Below are 20,501 nucleotides of genomic sequence, written 5' to 3'. Positions count from 1 at the left end.
AGCCCAGAGCAGCGACCCTCAGGTTGCTGCTCTTGTCATTTTTCAGGGCCCCTGGTGATCGACGACCGACCGGGGGCCGCCCGACAGACCGGCCTGACCCCGAAAGGCATGACGTGACCACCATCCCGGACTTGACCGCCGCAGAATCGACCTCCGATCGCCGGATCAAGTCGTTCCGTTCGATCCCCGCGCCGGACACGATCCGCGCCGAACTCCCGCTGACCGCGCGCCGCGCGATCGCGGTGCAGAAGGATCGCGACGAGATCGCCGACATCCTCGCCGGCCGCGACGACCGCCTGCTCGTCGTCGTCGGGCCGTGCTCTGTGCACGACCCGATCGCGGCCATCGACTACGCACGCCGGCTCGCGCCCCTGGCGGCCGACCACGCCGATCGTCTGAAGATCGTCATGCGGGTGTACTTCGAGAAGCCACGCACCACGGTCGGGTGGAAGGGGCTCATCAACGATCCCGGCATGGACGGCTCGTTCGACGTCGAGCGGGGTCTGCGCACCGCGCGGTCGCTGCTGCTCGACATCATCGATCTCGGACTGCCGGTCGGCTGCGAGTTCCTCGAGCCGACGAGCCCGCAGTACATCGCCGACGCCGTCGCCTGGGGTGCCATCGGCGCCCGCACCACCGAGTCGCAGGTGCACCGTCAGCTCGCCTCGGGTCTGTCGATGCCGGTCGGCTTCAAGAACGGCACCGACGGAAATGTCCAGGTGGCGATCGACGGCGTCAAGGCCGCTGCGGCGGGACACGTGTTCTTCGGCGTCGACGACTTCGGCCGCGGGGCAGTGGTGGAGACCGCCGGCAACCAGGACTGCCACGTCATCCTGCGCGGTGGCACGAGCGGCCCGAACCACGACCCGGAGTCCGTCTCCGCCGCAGTCGCATCGCTCGCCAAAGCCGGTCTGCCCGAGCGGATCATGATCGACTGCTCGCACGCGAACTCGGGCAAGGACCATGTCCGTCAGGCCGAGGTCGCCGAGGAGATCGCCGCCGCGGTCCGGGCGACGCGGGCGGCCGGCAACCCGGTCACGATCAGCGGCGTGATGCTGGAGAGCTTCCTCGAACCGGGTGCGCAGTCGCCCGACGCGCAGCCGCTGACCTACGGGCAGTCGGTCACCGACAAGTGCATGGGCTGGGAGACCAGCGCCGCCGTGCTGGCGACGCTGGCCCGCAGTTGACGCGCCAGAGCTCCCTGTTCAGCCCGCCCGCATCCTGCGCCCGAGACCGATCGCGACGTCGACGGCCAGGAATGCGGCGAGGCTGATACCGAGCAGCGGCACGAACCATCCGATCACCGCCGCGACCACCAGGACTCCCACGGCCGCGGGCACCCCGAGGTCACGCAGGCCACCCCGGCCGGGTGCACGCCCGACCGGGCGGGAGCCGTTGCGCGGCCGTCGCTGCCACCACATCTGATATCCGCGCACGATCAGCATGACCAGCGCCGCCGCGAGTACGAACAGTGCGATCTGGCTCCACAGCCCGAACAGCAGACCCATGTGCAGCGCGATACCCCAGTTGGTGAGCTGGGCGGCCAGGGGCCAGTCGGCGAACCACGACGTGTCGACGACGGTGTCGCCGTCGGCGTCGATCGCGACCGAGTTCGGCGAGAACTGCCACGGTTCCCGCGTCTCGGTGACCTTGTAGGCCGTCTGTGCGTCTGCGGGGACGGTGATCTCGACCTTGTCGTCGACGCCGGCCGACCGCGCCAGGCCCAGCACGCTGTCGAGTTGGGGCACGGTGTCCACCGCCGGTGCGGTCTCGGTGTCGGGCTGGGCAGCCACGTCATGCCCGGCGTGCCCGCCGTGGTCGCCACCGGCTTCCGCGGACCCGCCGGTCAGGTCGGTCTCCACCGCCGGGGTCGTCCAACTGAGCGCGGTCCGCAGGTCGCTGACGTTCTCGCCGGCGAACCGTGACCAGGTCAGCCCGGTCGCCGACAGGAACACCAGTCCCACGACGATCCAGACGCCGATCGCACCGTGCCAGCTCAGGGTGCGGTTGCGTCCGCGTACCCGGCGGTCGACGGTGGCGAGTCGGACACGGTCGTTCCCGTTGGCGCGGCCCTTGCGGTACCGCGCGATCCACAGGAGCAGACCGCCCAGCGCGATCACCCACAGCCACGATGCCGCCAGCTCGCTGTAGATGCGGCCCGGTTCGCCCAGGTGCAGGTGTCGGTGCAGCTGGCTGATCCAGGTGCGCAGGGGCAGCGCGCCGCTGCTGCCGTAGGACACCAGCTCGCCGACCGGTTGCGCGGTGACCGGATCGACGAAGACGGCGAGGCGTTCCGATTCGCCCAGCGTCGGATCGGTGAACAGGACGCGGGTCGTGTCGCCGGGCTCGGTCGACGGCCGCACCGCCGATAGTTCGAGGTCTCCCCGCGCGTCGACGGCCGCGGCGACCTGCTCGGCGAGCGGCTGTGGCGCTCCGGTGGAGTCGGTGTGCAGATATCGGTCGTAGACGACGTTCTCGAGGGTCGGTGCGATGGCGTAGAGCGCGCCGCTGACCGCCGCGATGACGAGGAACGGGGCGACGAGGATGCCGGCGTAGAAGTGCAGTCGTCGCAGCAACAGCCGTCCGGCGCCGGCGGAGCGCGACGGTGGTGGGCTTTCGGGTGGAGCGGAGGGAACCGACGGTTCCTGGGTGAGGGACACGCGGAGTTGACCTTTCGGAGGTGCCCGCAGGCGTCACCGCCACGGTGCGCTGCGGACATGGAGACGCCCGACCCGCGCGTCAGGCGTCTCGGGTCAGGCCGGAAGGATGGGACGACTCCACACATATGGCGGTCCGCGCCTACCCGATGTCGCGTGAACGGCGATGGCGGGGCGACGGTCGACGTCGCACGCCGTGCGCAGCGTCCACCCCGACACCTGCGTGACGGCGGTGGACAGCAGGACCCGAATGACCCTGATCAGCGCCGTGATGGCGACGACGACGGCGGATTCGAGTGCCCGGCACGTCACCGCGGTCGCGACTGCGGCGGCGGCGTGGGCGGCCGCCATGGGCGGCGACATCATCAGGCCGTGGCCGCCGGCGAGTGCCGCGAGAGACAGGTGCGCGGCGATCTGGCCGCCGCCGAGCACACCGGCGAGCACGGCGAGACGCCCGGCGGCCGGGCTACGCCACGCCGCCACCAGGGCACCGACCGCGGCGCAGACCGCGACCAGGAAGGTCAGTTCCCTGGTCCCCGGGAGTCCGCCGTGAGCCGCGGCATGCGCACCGATCGCGCTGATCCCGGACGCAGCGCCGGCCACAGCGCCGCGTACGCGGCGGATGGCGGGTTGCGTCGTGATCACCGGCGCAGCATATCGGGCCGCAGGAGGCCGCGACTCGCGAGTACGCGTTCTGCCGAGAGCAGAACCGCCTGACCGCAGCGTTCGCGCCGACCTATCATCGGCGCATGGACGACCGATCGCGCGATCCCGAACCGCTGTGGCGGGAGGTCGCCGGGCGTGTGTTGCGACGGGCGCGGCACGACCGGGGTGAGCGACTGGTGGAGACCGCCGCGCGCGCCGGGGTCTCCAGCCAGTACCTCTCCGAACTGGAGCGCGGTCGCAAGGACGCCTCGTCGGAACTGCTCGCGGCCGTCGCCGGTGCACTCGGTCTGGGGTTGGTCGACCTGGCGCGTGAGGTGACGTTGGAGTTGTCGCGGCCCGCGCCGGTCCCGGTGTTGCGGGCCGTCGGCAATGGCGTGGCCGCTTCCGTTCCGGCCCCGGCTCGCGATCTGCGCGGACCCGTCGCCCTGGCCGCCTGACGGCCGGTCAGGCACCCCTCGGCGGGGTTCGGTCGATGATGCGATCGGCCAGCCCGTAGGCGACGATCTCGTCGGCGCGCAGCACGCGATCCCGGTCGGTGTCGCGACGCAGCGTTTCCACGTCCTGGCCGGTGTGTCGACTCATCGCCTGCTCGATCTCGGTCCGCATCCGCAGGATCTCTTCGGCGGCCAGGATCAGATCGGGAATGGTGCCCCGCCCCTGACCGGATGGTTGGTGGAGCAGCACCCGGGCATGCGGCAGCACCGCCCGACGGCCGGGCGTGCCGGCTGCCAGGAGCAACGCGGTCGACGAGAGTGCCTGTCCCACACAGGTCGTCGCGATCGGCGCATGGCAGAACTGCATCGTGTCGTAGAGCGCGAATGTCGCCGTCACCGAACCGCCCGTCGAATTGATGTAGAGCTCGATGGGTGCATCCGGGTTGTCGGAGTCCAGGTGCAGGATCTGCGCGATGAGGGCGTTGGCGACGCCGTCGTCGATCTCGGTGCCGAGATAGATGATCCGATCGTCGAGCAGACGGCTGTACACGTCCATCACCCGGTCGCCCTGCGGGCTGCGGCTGATCACGTTCGGGATCGTGTAGGTGCTCATCTGCCCACCCCGAATCCGGCGGAGACCGATGTGGCGGGCAGGATCTGGCCCAGATCGTCGACGACATGGTCGACGAATCCGTAGTCCAGCGATTCCTCGGCGCTGAACACATGATCGCGGAGCGAATCGGCGAAGATCTTCTCGACCGGTTGGCCGGTCTGGTCGGCGATGATCCCCAGAACGGTGTCCCGGACGTGACGCAGGTCGTCGGCCTGCAACTCGATGTCGGGTGCGTAGCCACCGATTCCCGCCGAGCCCTGGTGCAGCAGCACCTTGGCGTGACGGAGCGCGTACCGCTTGCCGCGCGTCCCGTTGCACAGCAGGAATTGCCCTGCGCTGTAGGCCATTCCGAGGTCGACAGTGCTGACGTCGTTGGGGACGAGTCGCATCGTGTCCATGATGGCGAGCATCGCCGGGACGGAGCCGCCGGGGGAGTTGATCCACAGCGAGATGTCGGCGACCGGGTCCTCGGACGCCAGCATCACCAGTTGGGCGCACAACTGACTGCCGATCTCGTCGTCGAGTGCGGTGTCCAGCATCAGGATTCGTTGACTCAGCAGGCCTTCGGCGGTCCGTCGGCGGAGGGGAAAGGGATGTTTGTCGTCACTCATGGCACCAGCATCATCCGGCCCGGGCGCCGATGGTGTGGTGTGCTGCTGTCCGCAGCACGGTGCCGCCGTCGGCAGTAGGGGTGTCCGATCAGACGACGTCGACGTCCGGCTGGTCGTGGGCGATGGTCACCACCGCCCGGGTGTGGAGCGATTCGTCGGGGGAGCGGATCGAGTCGGCGACCCGGAACTCGGCCTCCCAGCGATCCGGGCGGACCCGATTGAGAACGTAGCCGCGCTGGGCGTTGCCGAACCGGACGTGCGGCGAGGCGGCCTTGAGTGCCCGGTCGGATCTGTCGCTGTCCTCGCCATCCCCGCCGGAGGCGATGGACGTGGCCGCGAGTTCCACACCGAGGGTCGGGGACTCGTTCCGATAGGTGGTGCGGAGGTCGGCGACCACGTTGCGGTGGATATCGCCGACGACCGACACGAGGTTCGACACCCCGCGGTCGCGGGCGCCTTCCAGCACCCGCGTCCGCGACGCCTCGTAGCCACTCCACCCGTCCATGCTCACCGCGCGCACCCCGTCGTCGTCGCGGGCCAGGTCGGCAATCGTGGTCTGGTGGGCGAGCACGTTCCAGCGTGCCGGGCTGCGATCGAAGCCGTCGAGCAGCCAACGCTCCTGCGTGGACCCCAGGATGGTGTGGCGGCGGTCGGCGGTGGCGGTGTTCTGGGCGGTGTCGCCGTCGCCGTTGGGCTGGTCGGTGCGGTGACTTCGGGTGTCCAGGACGTTGAACTCGGCGAGGGTGCCGTAGCGGAAACGTCGGTAGGCGCGGATGTCGGCGCCGGGCGTGCGCGGCGTGAGCCGCACCGGCGTGTTCTCCCACCATGCCCGGAGTGCATGCGCGCGGCGGACCAGGAAGTCGGGCACCGGCATCCCGTCTTCGGGAATCGTCGCGGCCCAGTTGTTGTCGACCTCGTGGTCGTCGAAGGCGCAGACGAACGGGCTGGTCCGGTGGATGGCCTGCAGGTGCGGATCGAGTTTGTAGAGCGCGTAGCGGTCGCGGTAGTCGTCGAGGTCGAGGCACTCGCGGGCCGCCGACTCGGGCATCTCGGCCGTCTCCCGTGCCCCGCCGCCGCGGTGGATGGGCTTCTCGTAGATGTAGTCGCCGAGGTGGAACACCACATCCGGGGCGTGCGCCGCCATGTCCGCGTAGGCGACGTAGAACCCGTCGGCCCACGACTGGCACGACGCGTGCGCAAAAGTCATCGACGTCGCGGCGCCGACGGGCGCGGTGACGGTCCGGCCGACCGCCGACCGCGCACCACCGGCGGTGAAGCGGTAGAAGTATTCGCGGGCCGGAGCGAGTCCGCGCACGTCGACGTGCACAGTGTGGCCCGCAGCGGGCGTGGCCCGGGCCCGCCCCCATCGGACGGTCCGCCGCATCGACTCGTCGGCGGCCACCTCCCAGTCGACGTCGACTATGTCCGCTCCCATCCCGCTGCCGCGGGCCAGCGGGTTCGGTGCCAGCCGGGTCCACAGGATCACACCGTCGGGCAGCGGATCACCCGACGCCACCCCGAGACCGAACAGGTCGCCCCCGGGCCGCATGGCCCCGGACGACGCGGTGGTGTCGGCGAGCAGTCCGGGGGTGAATGCCAGCGCCGCGGCGGCGCCGGTCCAGCTGAGAAACCGCCTCCGGGTGATGCCGACCCGGATTCCCCGGTCCGGGGTGACCACGATGTCCGGCGACGAGCTGGGCATGTCGACAGCCGATCAATGTCGACTGTCCGGGCCGCCACGGCCGGTTGTCCGACACGTGATGGGTTGGTGAAGAGACGGCCGGGGTCCCCGCCGTCCGGCAGGGGATCAGCCGGCCAGGACCAGCCAGACCGCCGCGTAGTGCAGCGCCGCGGCCACGGCCGTGCAGGCATGGAAGACCTCGTGGTGGCCGAAGGTGTGCGGCCACGGATTCGGCCAGCGGGCCGCGTACAGGACGCCCCCGACGGTGTAGAAGATCCCGCCGAGTGCGAGCAGGACGATGACGGTCCAACCGACCTCGGCGACCAATGCGGGTGCGACGGCGATGATCACCCACCCGAGCAGCACATACAGCGCCACCCCCAGCCACCGGGGAGACCCGGGCCACGCGATCTTGAGCATGACGCCGCCGAGGGCTCCGGCCCACACGATGCCGAGCACCCACCAACGAACGCCTGCCGGCAGGGCCAGCACACAGAACGGCGTATATGTGCCGGCGATGAACAGGAAGATCATCGAGTGGTCGGCACGTTTCATCCGAACGCGTGCCCGCGGAGTCCGCCAGGAGATGCGGTGATAACTCGCACTCACCGCGAACACGCCGAACGTGGTGACGGCATACACCGCACATGCCGCGGCGGCACCCGGTCCGCGCAGTACGGCGGCCCCGATGATCACGGCGATCCCGGCGCAGACCGCAGCGCACGCCGCGTACTGGTGGATCACGCCCCGCAGTCGCGGCGGGGACAGCGTCGAGGTCTCTTCCCCCAGGATGGTCACGAAACCTACGGTACCGTAAGTTTCTGAGCGGATAAGATCAGGCAGCGATGAAACTTCTTCCCGATCGGCTCCGTCGTCCCATGCTCAGCGTGTACGAGCGACGGCTCATCCAGCTGATGGACACCACGCGCCTGCCGCGCCATGTCGCGATCATCTGCGACGGGAACCGGCGCTGGGCGCGTGAGGCGGGGTTCGAGGACGTCAGCCATGGGCATCGTGTCGGTGCGCAGCGGATCGCCGAGATGCTGAGCTGGTGTTCCGAACTCGACATCTCCACGGTCACCATCTACCTGCTGTCGACCGAGAATCTCAGTCGCGCCTCCGACGAACTCGACGCCCTGATGGAGATCGTCCCGGCCATCGTCGACGAGATCTCCGGCCCGTCCGGCGACTGGCGGGTGCGTGTCGTCGGTGACCTGGGACAGTTGCCCGCCCCGGTGGCCGAACGTTTGGGCACGGCATCCGAGCGCACTCGTGACCGGGTCGGGATGAACGTCAACGTCGCGGTCGGATACGGCGGCCGCCAGGAGATCGTGGACGCGGTGCAATCGCTGCTGCGCGAGAGTCTGGAGTCGGGCGCGGGCGGCGAGCAGATGATCGACGCGGTCACCGTCGACGCCATCGACCGCAACCTGTACACGAAGGGTCAGCCAGATCCGGATCTCGTCATCCGCACCTCGGGTGAACAGCGCCTGTCGGGATTCCTGCTCTGGCAGAGCGCCTACTCGGAGATCTGGTTCACCGACGCGTACTGGCCGGAGTTCCGGCGGGTCGATTTCCTCCGGGCGCTGCGTGACTATGCCGCCCGCAGCCGCCGGTTCGGCAAGTAGCGCGGAGCGCGGTCAGGGTTGGAGAAGTAGCGCGGAGCGCGGTCAGGGTTCGGCTCGGACCCCGTCAGCGCGGGTGATGGTCGGCGATCAGCTGCATGAGTGCCTCGACGTCCGCGTGGAACGTCGACGCCGGAGGTGTGCCGAATCCCACGACGAGCCCGCCGTCCCCGGATGTTGCGGGTTGCGCCGCGGGGTGGCGGTACAGCGAGAGCGAGGCGAGTGCGAATCCGCGTCGCCACGCGTCGGTGAACACTTCCTGTTCGGTGTCCGCCGACAGCGGGATGACCGCGTGCAGACCGGCGGCGATCCCCGGGACGGTGATGCCGGCGGCGGCCAGGCGGTCGGTGAGGTGGTCGCGCCGCCGGCGGTAGTACTGGCGACTGCGTCGGATGTGCCGGTCGTACGCACCGGACTCGATCATGTCCGCCAGGATCAGTTGGTCGACGATGCTCGCATCGGATTCGCGCGGCCCCTTCGCATTTCGCACCGTGTCGACCAGCCGTGGTGGGAGGACCAGCCACGCGATGCGTAGCGCGGGGGACATGCTCTTGCTCACCGAGCCGGTGTAGATCACCTCATCCGGGCCGAGTGCCTGAAGCGCGCCCACCGGTTCCCGGTCGTAACGGAGTTCACCGTCGTAGTCGTCTTCGACGACGAGTCCGTCGTGGGCGCGCGCCCACTCCATCACCTCGGCGCGCCGCGTGGGCGACAACGGGAATCCGGTGGGGAACTGGTGACTCGGTGTCAACAGCACCGCGGAGGTGTTGGCGGACAACCGGCCCACGTCTGCGCCGTCGCGGTCGAGTGGCAGTGGGACGGTGCGTGTCCCGTCTCGCTCCACCACCTGTCGATGAAACGGCAGACCCAGGCCTTCGACGGCCAGGACATCGCCGAACACGGTGCGCGACAGCAACCCCAGGGCGCCCATCACCGATGTCGTCAGCACGATGTGATCGGGGTCGGTGCGTACGCCACGTGCGCGGGCGAGGTAGCCGGTGAGGGCCTGGCGCAGACGCAGACTGCCCTGGGGATTCCCCGGCCCGAACGCCGTGTCCGGGGCCTCGGTGATCACCCGACGGGTCGCGGCGATCCACGCCGCGCGCGGGAACAGCGAGGGATTCGGTTGCCCCAGGCCGAAATCGTGGTGCGGTGCGCCCGGCGTCGAGCCCGCTGGGGTGGGTGAGACCGAACCCGGGCGTGGGGTGTCGGCGACCCGCGTGCCCGATCCCTGGCGTGCGACGAGCCATCCTTCCGCGATCAACTCCTGATAGACCGCCGCCACCGTGCCGCGTGCGAGACCGAGATCCGCGGCCAGCGACCGGTAGGGCGGTAGGCGGGTGCCCGCGGTCAGCCGCCCGTCGCTGATGGCCTCGCGGAGGGATTCGGCCAGAGAGCGTCGACGCCGTCCGCCCCGCCCGCGCGGCCCGTCGCCCGGATCGGGCTGCAGGTCCAGGTAGAGGTCGACACCGAGGCGTCGGGCCACCTGCTCCCACGGATCGGGATTGACACTCTTTGTCATGTTCTGATTGAACCACTTTCGTGGTGCAATTCGCGCATATCGTGACAGTCACGGACACAACGACAGAAGGAAGATGTCATGCGAGTGGTGGTGCTGGGGGCAACCGGGGTGATCGGTGCGGTGCTCGTGGATCGCTTGCGGGAGAGAGGGATCGACGTCGTCGCGGCCAACCGCGCGAGCGGGGTCGACGCCTACGAGGGCACCGGACTGGCGGAGGCGTTCGCCGGCGCCGATGTGGTGGTGGACAGTATGAACGTCACCACCACCAGCGCGAAGAAGGCGATCGACTTCTTCGGAACGGTCGCGCGGAACGTCGGCGACGCGGCCACGAAGGCCGGCGTCGCGCATGTGGTCTGCCTGTCGATCATCAATGCGGCGGACCCGGCGGTCAACGCGAAGTTCGGCTACTACCAGGGCAAGGCGGCGCAAGAAGACGCCTACCGCGCGACCGTGGCCGCCGACCGCCTGACGATCGTGCGGTCGGCGCAGTTCTTCGAACTCGCCGAGCAGCTGATGGGAACCCTCCGTATCGGTCCCCTGTCCGCCGTGCCGCACATGCGCTGCCGGCCGCTCTCGGTCAACGATGCCGCGGTCGCTCTCGCCGACGTGGCCGTGGCGGCCCCGGCCGGCGAGGTGGAGGTCGCCGGGCCGGACGTTCTGGATCTGGCCGACGTCGGCAAAGCCGTTGCACGACGGTCGGGTTCACCGAAATGGGTGGTCGCCATCAACTTCGGCGGTGCGCCGATCCGCGACGGAGCGCTCGTCCCCGAGCAGCCCTCGGTCGTCGCCTCGACGACGCTCGATGAGTGGCTCGACACCGAGTACGCGGCATGACCGCCACCACCGACGGTGCGCCGCGGACCCGGATGTGGATACCGCGGACGAATCCGGCCGTGTACAAGGCGCTGGTCGCGCTGCAGCGGGCATCGTCGGAGGGGGTGTCGCCGGATCTGGCCGAGCTGGTGCGGATTCGGGTCTCGCAGATCAACGGGTGCGCCTACTGTCTGCACATGCACCTGTCGGATGCGTGGGCCTCGGGCCTTGACCCGACTACGGTCGGCATGGTCGCGGTGTGGCGCGAGTCGCCGCACTTGTTCTCCGACCGTCAGCGAGCGGCACTCGACTTGGCCGAATGTGTGACCCGGCTCGGCGAGCGAGGTGTCCCGGGCGACGTCTTCGACCGCGCCGCAGCAGTTTTCGACGATGAGCAACTCGGCCAGATCATGGCGGTCATCGTGATGATCAACGCGTGGAACCGACTCGCGATTGCCGGCGACTACCCGGTCGGACTCGACGAGCGGGTTCTCCGGTGACCGCGCAGCTCACAACTTGCGCAGCCGGACCCGGTTGATCGAATGGTCGGCGTCCTTGCGTAGCACCAGAGTTGCCCGCGGCCGCGTGGGCAGGATGTTCTCGATCAGGTTGGGCAGGTTGATCGACGTCCACAGGTCGCGGGCGGCGACGGTCGCCTGTGCGTCGGTCAGTGACGAGTAGTAGTGGAAGTGCGAATCGGGGTCGGCGAACGCCGTGGTGCGCATCTGCAGGAAGCGCGAGATGTACCACTGCTCGATATCCGTTGTCTTCGCATCGACGTACACCGAGAAGTCGAACAGGTCCGACACCATCAGCGTCGGACCCGTCTGCAGGACGTTGAGTCCCTCGAGGATGAGGATGTCGGGTTGGCGCACATACTGTTTCACGTCCGGCACGATGTCGTAGGCGATGTGCGAGTACACCGGGGCGGTGACCTCACGTGCGCCCGACTTGACCTCGGTGACGAACCGGAGCAGCGCGCGCCGGTCGTAGGACTCCGGAAAACCCTTGCGGTGCATGATTCCCCGACGCTCGAGTTCGGAGGTCGGGAGCAGGAAGCCGTCGGTGGTGACGAGATCGACCTTGGGGTGCGACTCCCACCGGGCCAGGAGCGCGGCGAGCACACGCGCGGTGGTCGATTTGCCGACGGCCACACTGCCCGCGATGCCGATGATGAACGGGACCTGTCGATTGGTCTGGCGCTCGCCGAGGAAGGTCGAGGTCGCGGCGAACAGTCGTTGGCGTGCCGCGATCTGGAGATGGATGAGACGCGACAGCGGCAGGTACACGTCGGCGACCTCGTCGAGGTCGACCTGCTCGCCGAGACCGACGAGTTGTTGCAGTTCGGAATCCGTCAGCACCATCGGCATGGATTCACGCAGGTCACGCCACTGCCGACGGTCGAGCTCCAGGTACAGACTGGGATCGCGCCCGGTCGTGTCGCGTGCCATGGTCCTACAGCTTAGGTCGGACGAATTCGTCGACCGCCGGTAGCCTCCGATCATGTCCCCTCCGAGCATCTCCACTGCCACGTCGTCGCCGATCACGGAGTATCTGCGGCTCGGTCTCGCGTTCGACCGTCTCGAAGAGGGGTTCGTCGATGCGTACACGGGCGACCCCGCCCTTCGTGCCGAGGTCGTCAACGGTCCGGCGCCCGAACCCGCCGCCCTGGCCGACCGTGCTCGGGGACTGCGCGCCGACATCCCCGCCGAGCTCGGTCCGGCGCGATCCGAGTTCCTGCGGGCGCATCTGTCCGCGATGGAGTGCTCGGCGCGCAAGTTCGCCGGAGACGACATCGCGTTCGTCGACGAGGTGCGCAGCTACTTCGACGTCGACATCGCGCTGGGCGATCAGCAGGTCTACCGCGAGGCCCATGCCGCGATGGCGGTCGAGCTGGGGGTTCCCGGCGCGTCCGGTGCGGCGCTCGCCGAGGCATACGTGAACCATCGGCGTTCCGACGAGATCCCGCCCGAACAGGTCGACGACTGCGTGCGGGCGTTCACCGGGGCGCTGCGCGAACGGGTCCGGTCGACGTACCCGCTGCCAGATCGAGAGATCGTCGATTTCGAGGTCGTCACGGACAAGCCCTGGTCCGGCTTCAACTATTACCTAGGTGACTACCGATCCCGAGTGGCGATCAATGTCGATCTCACGCAATACATGTCGACACTGCCGCACCTCATCGCGCACGAGGCCTACCCGGGGCATCACACCGAGCACTGCCGCAAGGAGCAGATCCTGGTCGGCGGCGGGCAGCAGGAACAGACGATCTTCCTCGTGAACACCCCGCAGTGCCTGATGGCCGAGGGGCTGGCCGACCACGCCCTCGTGGCCGCGATCGGCGACGACTGGGGGGTGTGGGCACAGGAGATCTACGCGGATCTGGGCCTGCGCTTCGACGGCGAGCGCGCCCAGCGGATGGCGCGGGCATCGAGCGGTCTGCTCGGTGTCCGCCAGGACGCGGCTCTGCTGCTGCACGACCGACACGCGGACGCCGGTACGGTCGCCGAATTCCTGCAGCAGTGGCTGCTCGCGACACCGGAACGGGCCCGCCAGATGCTGCGGTTCCTGACATCACCGTTGTGGCGCGCCTACATCTCCACCTACGTCGAGGGTTATCGGCTCCTCGGGGAGTGGCTCGACTCGGTGCCCGCGCCCGAACGTCTCGGTCGATTCGGGCGTCTACTCGACGAACCGCTGACCCCGGCCCAGTTGAGAGCCGAACTCGGGGCTGCGCGGCCCGGACCATAGACTTGTCACCCATGAGCCTGAATTCGATGTCGCTGGCCGAACTGGACCCGGATGTCGCCGCGGCGATGAACGGTGAACTGAGCCGACAGCGTGACACCCTCGAGATGATCGCCTCCGAGAATTTCGTTCCGCGGGCCGTGCTGCAGGCGCAGGGCAGTGTGCTCACCAACAAGTACGCGGAAGGCTATCCGGGCCGTCGCTACTACGGCGGATGCGAGTACGTCGACGTCGTCGAGGACATCGCTCGTGACCGTGCCAAGAGCCTCTTCGGCGCAGACTTCGCCAACGTGCAGCCACACTCGGGCGCCCAGGCCAATGCCGCGGTGCTGATGGCCCTGATGAACCCGGGCGACAAGATGCTCGGGCTCGACCTCGCGCACGGCGGGCATCTCACCCACGGGATGCGGCTCAATTTCTCCGGCAAGCTGTACGAGATCGAGTCCTACGGTGTGAGCAAAGAGGACTTCCGCATCGACATGGACGAGGTGCGCAAGATCGCGCTGGCGTCTCGGCCGAAGGTCATCTGTGCAGGCTGGTCCGCGTATCCGCGCACCCTCGATTTCGAGGCCTTCCGGTCGATCGCCGACGAGGTCGGTGCGCTGCTGTGGACGGACATGGCCCATTTCGCGGGCCTGGTGGCCGCGGGCGAGCACCCGTCGCCGGTGCCGTACTCCGACGTGGTGTCGACGACCGTGCACAAGACGCTCGGCGGACCGCGTTCGGGCCTCATCCTCGCCAAACAGGAGTGGGCGAAGAAGCTTAACTCCGCGGTGTTCCCCGGGCAGCAGGGCGGACCCCTGATGCATGCGATCGCCGGCAAGGCCGTCGCACTCAAGATCGCCGGCACCGACGAGTTCGCCGAACGCCAGCGACGCACCCTGTCGGGCGCCCGACTCCTCGCCGAACGCCTCACCGGCGCCGACGTGGAGAAGGCCGGGGTGTCGGTGCTCACCGGCGGCACCGACGTGCACCTGGTGCTGGTGGACCTGCGCAACAGCCAATTGGACGGACAGCAGGCCGAGGATCTGCTCCACCAGATCGGCATCACCGTCAACCGCAACGCCGTACCGTTCGATCCGCGCCCGCCGATGGTCACCTCGGGGCTGCGGATCGGCACGCCCGCACTGGCCACCCGTGGCTTCGGTGACACCGAGTTCACCGAGGTCGCCGACATCATCGCGACGGCCCTGGCCGCCGGTTCCGATGCGGACGTTTCGGCACTGCGTGGCCGGGTGTCCGCGCTGGCTCTCGACTTCCCGCTCTACGACGGCCTGGAGGAGTGGGGCCTGATGAGTCGCGTGTGACGCGGGTGGCCCGGGAACCGGACAAGCCTGACGTACCCGCGGGATTCGCGCGTACCCGGATGGCCAGAGCGCCCGTCGGTTCTCTATCCTTGCTCCGGTGAACGCATTGACCACCGATGAGCTGATCATCGCGCTCGAGAAGGCGCTTCCGGAGATCGCCGAGGATCACCAAGCGGCAGCCACTGCGTGGAACCCGCACGACTGGGTGCCGTGGGATCTCGGTCGGAACTTCGCGTTCCTGGGCGGCGAGGACTGGGATCCGTCGCAGGCCACGATCTCCGATGAGGCCCGTGCGGGTGTCCTGGCCCTGCTGCTCACCAAGGACAATCTGCCGTCCTTCCATCGTGTGCTGGCCAAGCACTTCCCGGCGTTCTCCGACTGGCGCCAGCTCGTGGGCGTGTGGACCGCCGAGGACAATCGCCATGCGATCGTGCTGCGTGACTACCTGGTCGTCACACGCGCCATCGATCCGGTCGACTCGGAGGAACGGCGTCGTATCCACGTCACCGCCGGCTATCGCCAGCACACCGAGGAGGTCGCCGAACTCGGCCCGCTCGATGTGCTCGCGTTGATGGCGGTGCACGAGAACCAGTGCGTCGCGTTCACCGAGAAGGTGCGCGATGTGGTGACCGACGACGCGTTCCAGCAGATCCTCGGCAAGATCGCCGCCGACGACGCGCTCCAGGCCACCACATTCGGCGCCTTCCTCAACGCCGGACTCGTCGCCGATCCGGAGAGCACCGTTCTGGCCGTGGACCGTGCCGTGGCTCGCCTGGACACCGAGGACATCGGCCACGACATCGCCGACTTCGACGCCGAACGCGAGCTCATCGCCGGGTACGAGACCGACGAGACCCGTACCGCCGTCGCCGCGGCGATCGCCGATCAGCTCAAGCTCGACTCTGTGCAGGGGCTCGGCCCCGACGCCGAAGCCGCACGTCTGCGCATCCTCACGCGGGCCGGCTCCACGAGCGCGACGTAGTCGCCGCGCAACCTGCGTTAACGCACAATTCACGCCGACACACCCCTTTCCGGCGCGCCGGAAAGGGGTGTGTCGGCGTACTTTGGCGTGTGACGGACCGCGGGGAAGCGGTTCGTTCGGGAGGTTCGATTCGTGGTTTGCACCAGCAACGCGAGGGGACCGGCCCCGGTCCTCGTCCACCTCGGCTGACCAGCCGGGACGGGCAAGAACCAGCCGGTCGTCGCAACTGGTTTGTGCGGGGCCCGCACAAACGTAGGAGCCCTACGTGACCACACGCACCTACGTCCTCGACACCTCCGTCCTGCTGTCCGACCCCTGGGCGGTCACGCGTTTCGCTGAACACCATGTGGTCTTGCCGCTGGTCGTCATCAGCGAACTCGAGGGCAAACGTCACCACCACGAACTCGGCTGGTTCGCACGTGAGGCGCTCCGGTTGCTCGATGACCTCCGTCTCGAGCACGGTCGACTCGATGTGCCGTTCCCGATCGGTGATGACGGCGGCACCCTCCAGGTGGAGCTCAACCACACCGACCCCGCGGTCCTTCCGGCGGGCTTCCGCACGGACACGAACGATGCGCGAATCCTGGCCTGCGCCTTGAATCTTCGGGCCGAGGGCAGCAACGTCACGCTGGTCTCGAAGGACACACCGCTGCGCGTGAAGGCCGGCGCGGTCGGTCTCGACGCAGACGAGTACCACGCTCAGGACGTGGTGGTCTCCGGATGGTCGGGCATGACCGAGCTGGACGTGGAGAGCACCACCATCGACAGCCTCTTCGCCGAGGGCGTGGCCGACATCGACGACGCCCGAGAACTGCCGTGCCACACCGGAATCCGGCTGCTCGGCCATTCCTCGAGTGCGCTCGGACGGGTCAATGCGGACAAGCGTGTGCAACTCGTCCGCGGTGATCGCGAGGCATTCGGGCTGCACGGGCGATCGGCGGAACAGCGGGTCGCCCTCGACCTGCTCCTCGACGAAAGCGTCGGCATCGTGTCGCTGGGCGGCAAGGCCGGCACCGGAAAGTCGGCGCTCGCCCTCTGCGCGGGGCTCGAAGCGGTACTGGAACGCCGCACCCAACGCAAGGTGGTCGTGTTCCGGCCGCTGTATGCGGTCGGCGGGCAGCAACTCGGCTACCTGCCCGGCGGCGAGGCGGAAAAGATGGGCCCGTGGGCGCAGGCGGTCTTCGACACCCTCGAAGGGCTGGCGTCGCCGGAGGTCATCGAGGAGGTGCTGAGTCGCGGAATGCTCGAGGTGCTGCCGCTCACCCACATCCGCGGGCGGTCGCTGCACGACTCGTTCGTGATCGTCGACGAGGCCCAGTCCCTGGAACGCAACGTCCTGCTGACCGTGTTGTCGCGGCTCGGCGCGGGTTCCCGAGTGGTGCTGACCCACGATGTGGCCCAGCGGGACAATCTCCGCGTCGGCCGGCATGACGGTGTCGCGGCGGTGATCGAGAAGCTCAAGGGGCATCCGCTGTTCGCACATGTCACGCTGACCCGCAGCGAGCGCTCCCCGATCGCGGCTCTGGTCACCGACATGCTCGAGGAGTTCGCGCCGGGCGCATAGACCGCGCCGGCGTCTGCCGACCGATTCGTCGACAACCGCGCACTCGTCGCGTTGCCGCGCATGTATCGCACCACATCGCTGGTCGAGCATGACCGGCAGCGCCGCGAGTGCGCGGTCGCCGTATATACCCCGCCGACTCACCAACGGGTCCGGCAGTGATCCGATCACAACCGCACCGTGATCCCCACGAGACTCACGAGTTGGCACCTCCTGGCACACTGGGGTGGTGCTGAAGTTACTGATGAGGCGAATGAGGTTAGTGGGACTACTGGCGATCGCGGTGTTGGCCGCAGTCGCCGGCGGTGCCGGCAACGCACTCGCCGCACCCGGAACAACGTCACCGTCGACCACGCCGACCGCTCCCACGACACCAGCGGCGCCTGGCGGCTCGGCGGTGCCGGAGACCGGCATCCCGATGCTCGACAACCTGCTGAACTCCCTTGCGGGAAATCTCGGATTGGGCGGCTCGGGTAGCGCGGAGGCCGACAGCAGCCAGATGATCGTGGTCACCGCACCGCGCGCGAGTGACACGACCGCGACCCTGACCGCCTTCGAGCGCGGCGACGACAACGCGTGGAAGCCGGTCATCGGGCCCACCAAGGCGTTCCTCGGGTCGCTCGGGATGGGCGAGCCCAAGGACAACGTGTACCGCACTCCCGAGGGCACATTCGACCTCGACCAGGCCTTCGGACGTCAGGCGAATCCCGGGACCAAGATGCCGTACAAGCAGGTCGACCGGCAGGACTGGTGGGACTCGAACATGAAGTCCCCGACCTACAACACGATGGTGCGGCAACCACAGAGTCCCGGCGGCGACAGTGAGAACCTGTACGACTCCGGCCCGGTCTACGATTACGCCGTCAACATCGCGCACAACCCGGAACGGATCCCGGGCAAGGCGACCGCGATGTTCTTGCACGTCACCAACAACCAGCCGACCATGGGTTGCGTCGCCATCGAGCGGGATGCGATGCGGAAGGTCCTGACCTGGCTGGACCCGGCGAAGAACCCGAAGATCGCCATCGGCGTGAACCAGGCGGGGCCGGCGGAGTCCGCGCCGGGAGGCTCGGTGCCGGAGTCGTCCGCACCGAACTCGACCACTCCCAGTACATCTACACCGGGCACATCTACACCGGGCACCTCTGCGCCTCAATCGGGCGCGCCGAGCGCCACTGGCATACCCGGAGCCGAGTCGCTGACGCAGCTGCTCAATCAGCTCGTCACCCTGATCCCGTCGCTGTTGACGACGTAGCAGTTCGAGGCGGGCGCAGCGCCCGCGAGCGAGAGGCGGGGACCGGCGTGTGGGCCGGTCCCCGTTTCGACATCGGCGCGTTCCTCGCCCTCGTCAGCACCGCGTGCGCATTGCCCCGATCAGAGTCGAATGGATGCACTCCAGCTCCGGTGTCGAGAACGCCTCCCAGTTCGTGTCGTCACCCACCGGCGCCGATTCAGCAGCACCCGGTGGTGACGCTGAGGACGTTGCGCAGGGCTTCTAGTGAGTCCGGTCGTGCGCGGTAATAGACGTTCATCCCCCGGCGGTCAGGGGTGACCATGCCGGCCTTGCGGAGCTGACCCAGGTGATGACTGGTCGTCGCCTCGGTGAGACCGACCGCGGTTGCGAGGTCGCAGGTGCAGATCCCGTCACCGCTATCAGCGAGCAGGATCGACACGAGCTTGATGCGCACGGGATCGGCAAGAGCCTTGAGCCGCAACGCGATTTCCAGCGCGGTGTCGTCATCGAGCGGGGCCGCTGACACCGGCGCGCAGCAGATCGGGGCACTGATGTCGACCATCGGCAAGGTCTTCGGCATGACCCGACCCTACCCTGAGACTTGACATATGTCGAAAAGGTAGGCAACCTGCATGGGTAACCAAAGTTCGATATATGTCTCACAGGTGAAGGTGATGGTCATGTCCCGCATGCAGCTCGCGCTCAACGTTGATGATCTCGATACCGCAATCGAGTTCTACTCCAAGCTGTTCAACACCACCCCGGCCAAACGCAAGCCGGGGTACGCCAACTTCGCAGTCGTCGAGCCGCCACTGAAGTTGGTGCTGCTGGAGAATCCGGGTCAGGGCGGCACCATCAATCACCTCGGTGTCGAGGTCGAATCCAGCGAGAAGGTGCACGCCGAGATCGCCCGGTTGTCCGGGGAGGGTCTGTTCACCCAGGAGGAGATCAACTCGACCTGTTGTTTCGCGACGCAGGACAAGGTGTGGGTGACCGGCCCGGCGAACGAGAAGTGGGAGGTCTACACCGTGCTCGCTGATTCCGAGACGTTCGCGACCAGCCCGAAATTGTTGGAACAGAACACGATTGAGGACGCCGAACAGGGTTCGGTGTGCTGCGGCGGCAGCGCAGACCCGGCCGAGGCGCGCACAGCCTGCTGCTGACGAGCCGCCGCTCGGGTTCTCGTCTACTGAGTGATGCGGTCGGCGAGAGTGCGAATCCGGTGGGTGATGTCGTCGCGGATCAGCCGCATCCGTTCGACGCCGTCGATGCCCCGCTCTGAGGGCTCATCGGTGTCCCACACTTCGAGGGCGACGCCCTCCGGGGGCGTGACGTCGGCGGTGCCGACCACCACGACGAGATCCGCGGCGCGCATCAGTTCGTCGGTCAGTTGCCGCGGCTCGTGGCCGGCGGCATCGGCGCCGACTTCGGCGAGTACGTGGGCGGACAGGTCGTTGACCTGCCCGCCGATCTTTGCGCTGGTTCCAGCGGATGATGCTGCGATCCGGCCGGTGATCGTTGGCGTGAGATATTCGGCCATCACCGATTTTCCGCGGTTGCTGACGCACACGAACAGAACCTGCGGTGGCGTGTTCATCGGCCGGCCTGCTGGTCGGCGGGTGCGAGTTCGTCGAGCAGTCCCTCGACGAGTCTGCGGATCTGGTCGCGGATCGGGCGGACCGCGTCAATGCCTTGGCCTGCTGGGTCGTCGAGGGCCCAGTCGCGGTAGCTGATGCCGGGGAACACCGGGCACGCATCGCCACAGCCCATGGTGATCACGACGTCGGAGGATTCGACGGTGTCGGGAGTGAGGATCTTGGGTGATTGCGCGGAGATGTCGATGCCGACTTCGGCCATCGCCTCGACAGCGGCAGGGTTGATCGAGTCGGCGGGTGCGGATCCGGCGGAGCGGACCTCGACGCTGTCCTGGCCAAGCGCGGTGAGGAAACCGGCGGCCATCTGCGAGCGGCCGGCGTTGTGGACGCACACGAACAGCACGCTGGGTCGAGAGGAAGACATGACAGACAAGCCCTTTCGGGGTGGTGGA

At 68.2% G+C, this 20,501-nt stretch carries 22 protein-coding genes; 11 read left to right on the top strand and 11 right to left on the bottom strand.

Annotated features, from left to right (window positions below):
• The first annotated feature begins 113 nt into the window (after nucleotides 1–113).
• Nucleotides 114–1,187, top strand: a complete 1,074-nt coding sequence (locus VZC37_RS01260; RefSeq protein ID WP_330430606.1) for a 3-deoxy-7-phosphoheptulonate synthase — start codon at nucleotides 114–116, stop codon at nucleotides 1,185–1,187.
• Nucleotides 1,188–1,205: 18 nt separating this feature from the next.
• Here the strand turns inward: VZC37_RS01260 and VZC37_RS01255 are convergent, their stop codons facing one another.
• Together VZC37_RS01255 and VZC37_RS01250 are read right to left on the bottom strand one after the other, a co-directional pair.
• Complete coding sequence (locus tag VZC37_RS01255) at nucleotides 1,206–2,660, bottom strand: PepSY-associated TM helix domain-containing protein (RefSeq protein WP_330430605.1); 1,455 nt, start codon at nucleotides 2,658–2,660, stop codon at nucleotides 1,206–1,208.
• Between the two features lie 93 nt (nucleotides 2,661–2,753).
• A complete protein-coding gene (locus tag VZC37_RS01250; protein WP_330430604.1) occupies nucleotides 2,754–3,302 on the bottom strand; it encodes a hypothetical protein in 549 nt (182 codons plus the stop codon).
• A gap of 104 nt (nucleotides 3,303–3,406) precedes the next feature.
• Between VZC37_RS01250 and VZC37_RS01245 the strand changes: the two genes are divergently transcribed.
• Complete coding sequence (locus VZC37_RS01245) at nucleotides 3,407–3,760, top strand: helix-turn-helix domain-containing protein (RefSeq protein ID WP_330430603.1); 354 nt, start codon at nucleotides 3,407–3,409, stop codon at nucleotides 3,758–3,760.
• A gap of 7 nt (nucleotides 3,761–3,767) precedes the next feature.
• Here the strand turns inward: VZC37_RS01245 and VZC37_RS01240 are convergent, their stop codons facing one another.
• From VZC37_RS01240 to trhA, 4 genes are all read right to left on the bottom strand, one after another.
• The gene (locus tag VZC37_RS01240) at nucleotides 3,768–4,370 is read right to left on the bottom strand and encodes a ClpP family protease (RefSeq protein ID WP_330430602.1); all 603 of its coding nucleotides are present in this window, start codon (nucleotides 4,368–4,370) and stop codon (nucleotides 3,768–3,770) included.
• Complete coding sequence (locus tag VZC37_RS01235) at nucleotides 4,367–4,981, bottom strand: ClpP family protease (RefSeq protein ID WP_330430601.1); 615 nt, start codon at nucleotides 4,979–4,981, stop codon at nucleotides 4,367–4,369. Before VZC37_RS01235 ends, VZC37_RS01240 begins: the two co-directional genes overlap by 4 nt.
• A gap of 88 nt (nucleotides 4,982–5,069) precedes the next feature.
• Entirely contained in the window at nucleotides 5,070–6,683 is a 1,614-nt protein-coding gene (locus VZC37_RS01230) for an alkaline phosphatase D family protein (RefSeq protein WP_330430600.1), read from the bottom strand.
• Between the two features lie 105 nt (nucleotides 6,684–6,788).
• The gene (gene trhA, locus VZC37_RS01225; RefSeq protein WP_330431667.1) at nucleotides 6,789–7,454 is read right to left on the bottom strand and encodes a PAQR family membrane homeostasis protein TrhA; all 666 of its coding nucleotides are present in this window, start codon (nucleotides 7,452–7,454) and stop codon (nucleotides 6,789–6,791) included.
• A 53-nt stretch (nucleotides 7,455–7,507) separates the two neighbouring features.
• On the opposite strand from trhA, the gene VZC37_RS01220 reads away from it, so the two are divergent.
• Complete coding sequence (locus tag VZC37_RS01220) at nucleotides 7,508–8,290, top strand: isoprenyl transferase (RefSeq protein ID WP_330430598.1); 783 nt, start codon at nucleotides 7,508–7,510, stop codon at nucleotides 8,288–8,290.
• Nucleotides 8,291–8,354: 64 nt separating this feature from the next.
• Here the strand turns inward: VZC37_RS01220 and pdxR are convergent, their stop codons facing one another.
• Nucleotides 8,355–9,809, bottom strand: a complete 1,455-nt coding sequence (pdxR, locus tag VZC37_RS01215; RefSeq protein WP_330430597.1) for a MocR-like pyridoxine biosynthesis transcription factor PdxR — start codon at nucleotides 9,807–9,809, stop codon at nucleotides 8,355–8,357.
• 78 nt (nucleotides 9,810–9,887) lie between these two features.
• Between pdxR and VZC37_RS01210 the strand changes: the two genes are divergently transcribed.
• Together VZC37_RS01210 and VZC37_RS01205 are read left to right on the top strand one after the other, a co-directional pair.
• Complete coding sequence (locus VZC37_RS01210) at nucleotides 9,888–10,643, top strand: SDR family oxidoreductase (RefSeq protein WP_330430596.1); 756 nt, start codon at nucleotides 9,888–9,890, stop codon at nucleotides 10,641–10,643.
• Entirely contained in the window at nucleotides 10,640–11,122 is a 483-nt protein-coding gene (locus tag VZC37_RS01205) for a carboxymuconolactone decarboxylase family protein (protein WP_330430595.1), read from the top strand. The genes VZC37_RS01210 and VZC37_RS01205 overlap by 4 nt, the downstream gene beginning before the upstream one ends.
• A gap of 9 nt (nucleotides 11,123–11,131) precedes the next feature.
• On the opposite strand, the gene coaA is transcribed toward VZC37_RS01205, so the two are convergent.
• Nucleotides 11,132–12,073, bottom strand: a complete 942-nt coding sequence (gene coaA / locus VZC37_RS01200) for a type I pantothenate kinase (protein WP_330430594.1) — start codon at nucleotides 12,071–12,073, stop codon at nucleotides 11,132–11,134.
• Between the two features lie 52 nt (nucleotides 12,074–12,125).
• Between coaA and VZC37_RS01195 the strand changes: the two genes are divergently transcribed.
• The 5 genes from VZC37_RS01195 to VZC37_RS01175 all read left to right on the top strand — a co-directional run bounded on the left by VZC37_RS01195 (nucleotide 12,126) and on the right by VZC37_RS01175 (nucleotide 18,475).
• Nucleotides 12,126–13,373 (top strand): DUF885 domain-containing protein, encoded by a 1,248-nt coding sequence (locus tag VZC37_RS01195; protein ID WP_330430593.1) that lies wholly within the window; start codon nucleotides 12,126–12,128, stop codon nucleotides 13,371–13,373.
• 26 nt (nucleotides 13,374–13,399) lie between these two features.
• Nucleotides 13,400–14,677: a serine hydroxymethyltransferase gene (glyA, locus tag VZC37_RS01190; protein WP_330431666.1), complete on the top strand. Its 1,278-nt coding sequence runs from the start codon at nucleotides 13,400–13,402 to the stop codon at nucleotides 14,675–14,677.
• 97 nt (nucleotides 14,678–14,774) lie between these two features.
• Complete coding sequence (locus VZC37_RS01185; protein WP_330430592.1) at nucleotides 14,775–15,659, top strand: acyl-ACP desaturase; 885 nt, start codon at nucleotides 14,775–14,777, stop codon at nucleotides 15,657–15,659.
• Nucleotides 15,660–15,924: 265 nt separating this feature from the next.
• Nucleotides 15,925–17,223, top strand: a complete 1,299-nt coding sequence (phoH2, locus tag VZC37_RS01180; protein WP_330430591.1) for an RNA 5'-3' helicase PhoH2 — start codon at nucleotides 15,925–15,927, stop codon at nucleotides 17,221–17,223.
• A gap of 250 nt (nucleotides 17,224–17,473) precedes the next feature.
• Nucleotides 17,474–18,475, top strand: coding sequence for a L,D-transpeptidase family protein (locus VZC37_RS01175; protein WP_330430590.1), 1,002 nt, complete (start codon nucleotides 17,474–17,476; stop codon nucleotides 18,473–18,475).
• 196 nt (nucleotides 18,476–18,671) lie between these two features.
• On the opposite strand, the gene VZC37_RS01170 is transcribed toward VZC37_RS01175, so the two are convergent.
• Nucleotides 18,672–19,034: an Rv2640c family ArsR-like transcriptional regulator gene (locus VZC37_RS01170; protein ID WP_330430589.1), complete on the bottom strand. Its 363-nt coding sequence runs from the start codon at nucleotides 19,032–19,034 to the stop codon at nucleotides 18,672–18,674.
• Nucleotides 19,035–19,134: 100 nt separating this feature from the next.
• On the opposite strand from VZC37_RS01170, the gene VZC37_RS01165 reads away from it, so the two are divergent.
• Entirely contained in the window at nucleotides 19,135–19,617 is a 483-nt protein-coding gene (locus VZC37_RS01165) for an ArsI/CadI family heavy metal resistance metalloenzyme (protein ID WP_330430588.1), read from the top strand.
• 23 nt (nucleotides 19,618–19,640) lie between these two features.
• On the opposite strand, the gene VZC37_RS01160 is transcribed toward VZC37_RS01165, so the two are convergent.
• Both VZC37_RS01160 and VZC37_RS01155 read right to left on the bottom strand, forming a co-directional pair.
• Nucleotides 19,641–20,051: an arsenate-mycothiol transferase ArsC gene (locus VZC37_RS01160; protein WP_330430587.1), complete on the bottom strand. Its 411-nt coding sequence runs from the start codon at nucleotides 20,049–20,051 to the stop codon at nucleotides 19,641–19,643.
• A complete protein-coding gene (locus VZC37_RS01155; protein ID WP_330430586.1) occupies nucleotides 20,048–20,473 on the bottom strand; it encodes an arsenate reductase ArsC in 426 nt (141 codons plus the stop codon). Before VZC37_RS01155 ends, VZC37_RS01160 begins: the two co-directional genes overlap by 4 nt.
• Nucleotides 20,474–20,501 lie beyond the last annotated feature (28 nt).

The sequence above is a fragment of the Gordonia sesuvii genome, from assembly GCF_036350415.1.
Classification (GTDB): domain Bacteria; phylum Actinomycetota; class Actinomycetes; order Mycobacteriales; family Mycobacteriaceae; genus Gordonia; species Gordonia sesuvii.
Note: the sequence above shows the minus strand (reverse complement) of the source record. Positions and strands in the feature narration are given on the sequence as shown.

Coding starts and splice junctions, on each gene's coding strand:
- VZC37_RS01245 (WP_330430603.1), top strand. CDS start 3,407: ATGGACGACCGATCGCGCGATCCCGAACCGCTGTGGCGGGAGGTCGCC.
- VZC37_RS01240 (WP_330430602.1), bottom strand. CDS start 4,370: ATGAGCACCTACACGATCCCGAACGTGATCAGCCGCAGCCCGCAGGGC.
- VZC37_RS01235 (WP_330430601.1), bottom strand. CDS start 4,981: ATGAGTGACGACAAACATCCCTTTCCCCTCCGCCGACGGACCGCCGAA.
- VZC37_RS01230 (WP_330430600.1), bottom strand. CDS start 6,683: ATGCCCAGCTCGTCGCCGGACATCGTGGTCACCCCGGACCGGGGAATC.
- VZC37_RS01220 (WP_330430598.1), top strand. CDS start 7,508: ATGAAACTTCTTCCCGATCGGCTCCGTCGTCCCATGCTCAGCGTGTAC.
- pdxR (WP_330430597.1), bottom strand. CDS start 9,809: ATGACAAAGAGTGTCAATCCCGATCCGTGGGAGCAGGTGGCCCGACGC.
- VZC37_RS01210 (WP_330430596.1), top strand. CDS start 9,888: ATGCGAGTGGTGGTGCTGGGGGCAACCGGGGTGATCGGTGCGGTGCTC.
- VZC37_RS01205 (WP_330430595.1), top strand. CDS start 10,640: ATGACCGCCACCACCGACGGTGCGCCGCGGACCCGGATGTGGATACCG.
- coaA (WP_330430594.1), bottom strand. CDS start 12,073: ATGGCACGCGACACGACCGGGCGCGATCCCAGTCTGTACCTGGAGCTC.
- VZC37_RS01195 (WP_330430593.1), top strand. CDS start 12,126: ATGTCCCCTCCGAGCATCTCCACTGCCACGTCGTCGCCGATCACGGAG.
- glyA (WP_330431666.1), top strand. CDS start 13,400: ATGTCGCTGGCCGAACTGGACCCGGATGTCGCCGCGGCGATGAACGGT.
- VZC37_RS01175 (WP_330430590.1), top strand. CDS start 17,474: ATGAGGTTAGTGGGACTACTGGCGATCGCGGTGTTGGCCGCAGTCGCC.
- VZC37_RS01170 (WP_330430589.1), bottom strand. CDS start 19,034: ATGCCGAAGACCTTGCCGATGGTCGACATCAGTGCCCCGATCTGCTGC.
- VZC37_RS01165 (WP_330430588.1), top strand. CDS start 19,135: ATGTCCCGCATGCAGCTCGCGCTCAACGTTGATGATCTCGATACCGCA.
- VZC37_RS01160 (WP_330430587.1), bottom strand. CDS start 20,051: ATGAACACGCCACCGCAGGTTCTGTTCGTGTGCGTCAGCAACCGCGGA.
- VZC37_RS01155 (WP_330430586.1), bottom strand. CDS start 20,473: ATGTCTTCCTCTCGACCCAGCGTGCTGTTCGTGTGCGTCCACAACGCC.